Below are 2764 nucleotides of genomic sequence, written 5' to 3' on the forward strand. Positions count from 1 at the left end.
GCTATTAGACAGCACCCGAATTTAACCCTCATTAATTATTTAGTAGATTTTTTGCTATAATGTTAATTTTAAGGAAAGTGTTAAATATAATAACATTATTACAAGCATTTAAACTTAATATTAATCTTTTACGCAGTTGGGAAATAAATGTTACCTATGGTCCAACTATAAAACCAAAGGCGTTCCTATTTTTGTTATTTTCGCCAAATAAAATCAATTAAGCATACTAACTTAAAAATGAGAAGAATATATAGTATAGCATTTATATTATTGTTTGCCGCCAGGGTGATGGCACAAACCGCACCTGCTGGTTATTTAACTGCTGTGAATAAATTCAAACAATTTTATAATAATAATCAGCCCGATAGTATTTATAATATGTTTAGCGCCGAGATGAAAACAAGCATGCCGCTTGATAAATGGAACTCGACGACTACGCAACTAAAATCTCAGTTAGGCAAGCTCATACAAACTGATATTACAGCCTACACAGCACCCACAGCAGTTTACAAAGCCACTTTTGCAAACGCTATCTTTTTATTGAATTTATCTTTAGATAAGCAAAATAAGCTAATTGGGATATTTTTTAAACCTTACCAGGATCCCTCTAAAACTATCCCGGTTGATGCTGCTTTGTCAGAATCTCCTGTATCATTAAAAACCTTATCAGGCACTATATCCGGCACATTAGCCATGCCAAAAAATACAAATGGTAAAATACCGGTTGTACTTATTATAGCCGGGTCGGGCCCAACAGATCGTGATGGCAATGGCGCAGCCGGCTTAAACGGAAACACCTATAAAATGCTGGCTAACGCTTTGGGTAAAAACGGCATAGCATCACTTAGGTATGATAAACGTATGATAGGGCAAAGTGTTACCTCAACAAAGTTAAAGGAACTGCGATTTGAAGATTATGTTGATGATGCCGTAGGCCTGATAAATATGTTGAGCGAAGATGAGCGTTTTTCAAAAGTTATTGTATTGGGCCATAGCGAAGGCTCACTGGTGGGTATATTATCTGTTCGCGGGCAACCCGCTAAAGCTTTCATATCTGTAGCAGGTGCAGGCCAGCAGGCAGATAAAATAGTGACCGAGCAAATGAAATCGCAGCCTAAGTACATTGCCGATAACTTTAAAACCATGCTGGATAGCCTTAAAAAGGGAAAGTTCACCGATAATATTGATCCTAAATTATATGCTATTGCCGGGCCTGACGTTCAGCCATATCTGATGTCGTGGTTTAGGTATGACCCTATCAAAGAACTTAAGAAAATAAAGATCCCGGTACTTATCTTACAAGGTACTACAGATATACAGGTAACTGTTGCAGATGCCGAAAAATTAAAAAAGGCAGATTCTGATGCTAAGCTGGTGATCATACCCGGAATGAACCATATATTAAAAGAAGCCCCGGCAGACCGTGAGCAAAACATAGCCACCTACAATAAACCCGATCTTCCTTTGAAACCAAAGCTGGTAACCAGTATTGTTGATTTTGTAAACGGATTGAAGTAGATGTGCAGATATGCATATCCACGCATTAGCATACCTTATCTACGATTTCCAAATCCCCAACAATCGTCTTAATAAAACAATTTCGGCGGTATGATAAGCTGTATGGTCAGCTATTTGCAGGGCTTCACGCAAAATGCTTTGGCCTGTTCCGTGCGGTATATTGGCATAAATATCCCCGCTCTTTAACAGGGCGATAAACTCATTACGGTCGGTATCTATTTGGGCAATTGTTTTTTCCCAGGCAGCATCATCAGCTGGGCTGCTTTCATCCGGCCAGTAATCATCGGGCCAGTTTGGCGATTCATGACTGCCATCTTTACTAAACTCCAACATATCCCATTGTGTAATGCGGATGTGTTCGGTCAATTGCCATATACTGTATGGGAGGCCATTGGGTTTAACTCCACGCTTATCTGCCGGTACATTAGCTAATGCATCCTTTAATGTTGCATGGGCGCCGCCACCCTCAAGCAGCTTTATTAATTCGTTTATTAATATCTGATGCTGATCCATAGAAAATATATTTGCTGGTTAACAAAATAAACACAGATTTGATTTATATGCAGCAAATGTTTTAAGTTTATACATTCAAGTTAATACTGATCACATTGATAAAAAAGATATTATTACTTTCCCTTTACGTGGCAGCTTTTTCGGCCTGTAAAAAAGAGGGTCAGGGCAACGAGCAAATTTCGGCTAAAGATGATGCGGCGTTTTCACTTTACTCAGAGCATTTTTTAGATGACCTTTGGAAGCAAAACCCCGATTGGGCAACAACCGTTGGCTATCATAAGTATGATAGTTTACTGGTTATCCCTACCGATAAAAATCGCGCAGAAGCAATCCATTTTACAAAAATCCAGATGGATTCATTGAGCAGGTTTGATGTGAACAGCCTTTCTGATGCTAATAAAATGGATTACCACCTGATACAAAATCAGATGGAATCAATGCAGTGGGACCTGGAGCAATTAAAAGCGTATCAATGGAATCCGTCATCGTACAACGTAATCAGCACTTTTGCTTATATTTTGAATGAGCATTACGCGCCGCTTTCAAAACGCCTGCGCAATTTTTATCAGAAAATGGCATTCATCCCGGCGTACTATAAAGAAGCCGAAAAGCAGATCAAAAACCCGGTTGCAGAATTAACTTCGCTGGCTATTGACCAGCACCTGGGCGGTGTAAGTGTAATTGAAACCGACTTTGCCGATTCCCTTAAGAAAACCAATATTCCGGCCGCTGA

Annotated in this window: 3 protein-coding genes; 2 read left to right on the forward strand and 1 reads right to left on the reverse strand. The window is 39.4% G+C overall.

Going from position 1 to position 2764, the window contains the following annotated elements:
• Positions 1 to 237: 237 nt before the first annotated feature.
• Positions 238 to 1518, forward strand: coding sequence for a serine aminopeptidase domain-containing protein (locus WC743_RS27965; protein ID WP_373016848.1), 1281 nt, complete (start codon positions 238 to 240; stop codon positions 1516 to 1518).
• 39 nt (positions 1519 to 1557) lie between these two features.
• Here WC743_RS27965 and WC743_RS27970 read toward each other — a convergent pair whose 3' ends face one another.
• Positions 1558 to 2031 (reverse strand): DinB family protein, encoded by a 474-nt coding sequence (locus WC743_RS27970; protein ID WP_373016849.1) that lies wholly within the window; start codon positions 2029 to 2031, stop codon positions 1558 to 1560.
• A 95-nt stretch (positions 2032 to 2126) separates the two neighbouring features.
• Between WC743_RS27970 and WC743_RS27975 the strand changes: the two genes are divergently transcribed.
• Positions 2127 to 2764, forward strand: a 638-nt coding sequence (locus WC743_RS27975) for a DUF885 family protein (protein ID WP_373016850.1), incomplete at its 3' end; no start/stop codon positions are given.

Origin of the sequence: Mucilaginibacter sp. (assembly GCF_041660805.1) — a bacterium.
GTDB lineage: Bacteria > Bacteroidota > Bacteroidia > Sphingobacteriales > Sphingobacteriaceae > Mucilaginibacter.